We start from the raw sequence: 1778 nt of genomic DNA on the forward strand, positions 1-1778 counted from the left end.
CCGATCTCCTCGCCAAATCGCGAATCCCCGAGCGCAAAGTTGCCGTTGGTCGCTCGGCGAATCGCATCGACCATGCCCGGTTCAAGTTGATAGCGAAACAGCTCGCGATACGCCGCCTGTCGCGCCGCCGGATCGGTTCCGAGCGCACAATACAGCTCATGCGGTTCGATCAGAAGATCGTCCTCGCCCTGCGCATTGACCCGATAGCTCGACCAGCGGTATTCCGCCGGATGCTCGACCATCCCGGCGCGCACCGGGTTCAATTCGATGTAGCGCTGACAAGCCAGCAGATAGCCCTCGTCCTGCGTCAGACACGACCGGAAACGCCCTTCCCACAATGAACCGGAACGCCGATAGCGGCGATTGACGTATTGCACATACCGCTGCCCCAGGGCTTTCATCAGCGCCGCGACGCCGTCGCCGGATTCCGACGACACCAGCAGATGCACGTGGTTGGTCATCAGCACATAGGCATGAATCCGGCACCGGTTTTTTCCTGCGTAGTCTTTCAGCCACTCAAGGTAGAAGCGGTAATCTTCGTCGGCGAAGAAGCAGGCTTGGCGGTTGTTGCCGCGCTGGATCAGGTGCATCGGCACATTCGGCAGCGACAGGCGTGGGCGGCGGGGCATCGGGGACTCCGGTAGCGGGGAAACGTCTCCCACTCTACCAGAAAACCATCACAGGAAACCGTGGTCTGTCCCCTATTAATTGATGCGGTCGAGATGCGTGATGCTGCCTTGGGCGTTCTGGTTGCGGGCGGTGGTAGAGGCGACGGTCAGGTCGCGGCCGGCGCTGACGTTGAGGCGGGTTTGGGCGGCAGTGATGCCGTTGTCCATGAGGGCGCGGTACTGGGCTTCGTCGCTGGCGTAGCCGTCCAGAAAGCGCCGGCCGGTGAGCTGGGCGACCTGTTCGCGGATCAGGCGTTGTTCGTAGAAGCCGTCGCCCAGGCGTTGTTGGCTGATGCCGGGAAAGTCAGCCACCCGGTGCGTTTCGCGTCGCTCAACGGCACACCTACGCCAAATCTATTGCGCCGTACGCGGTTCTACAAATTAAATAGGTTTAAATAAAAAACAATCATCATCGCACTCCACTTGACGAACACGCTTCTTAATTCCACCCTCACCCACATAGATCCAGCCATCAAACGAATCACATGGGATATAACAACGAATTCCGTTTTTCAATGCCGCACCAACAATCCGTTTTAAAACTTCCGCATCAGATAATTTATATCTATACAACTGCAACAATTGAGAAGCACCACCTCGAACAGGGCAATATACACAAACGCAATCCAATACGGATGCATCCAACTCTTCATTCAAAGAATTAAATTCATCAACTTCAAAAACCTTGACCATATCAATCGAACAGCCAAAAATATCAGATACAAAATCACCCAGCAGAGAGAGTGCGCATTGATCAACCAATAAAATATCTATCATTTTTTTATCGCCTTAAATACCACAAGTGCCGCAGCTTTTGTTTCAGCGGAAACGCCCATATTCTTCAATAAGGAAATAGGGGACAGACCACAATTTCTTATCACAACAAGCCAAGAGACTCTGGCTCTTCCCGCTTTCTCGTCCGCCCCGACTGGCCCGGTTGGGCGCGCCGCCCTAGCATGCGGCCGATCTCCTCGCAAAACCGCGAATCCCCGAGCGCAAGGTTGCCGTTGGTCAGTCGGCGAATCGCATCGACCATGCCCGGTTCAAGTTGATAGCGGAAACGTCTCCCACTCTACCAGAAAACCATCACAGGAAACCGTGGTCTGTCCC

General features: G+C 55.0%; 2 protein-coding genes and 1 pseudogene. All 3 read right to left on the bottom strand.

The annotated features are described in order from the left end of the window. Positions 1-629 (bottom strand): transposase (locus tag BMZ36_RS14175; RefSeq protein ID WP_091198394.1); only part of this gene is annotated, 629 nt, incomplete at its 3' end. 156 nt (positions 630-785) lie between these two features. Further along, positions 786-968, bottom strand: a pseudogene (locus tag BMZ36_RS14610) (hypothetical protein); the annotation flags it as partial. A gap of 81 nt (positions 969-1049) precedes the next feature. After that, positions 1050-1445 carry a hypothetical protein gene (locus BMZ36_RS14455; RefSeq protein WP_143086086.1) on the bottom strand — a complete coding sequence of 132 codons (396 nt, stop codon included), beginning with the start codon at positions 1443-1445 and terminating at the stop codon, positions 1050-1052. Positions 1446-1778 lie beyond the last annotated feature (333 nt).

It is taken from the genome of Formivibrio citricus, from assembly GCF_900115065.1.
Taxonomy (GTDB): domain Bacteria; phylum Pseudomonadota; class Gammaproteobacteria; order Burkholderiales; family Chitinibacteraceae; genus Formivibrio; species Formivibrio citricus.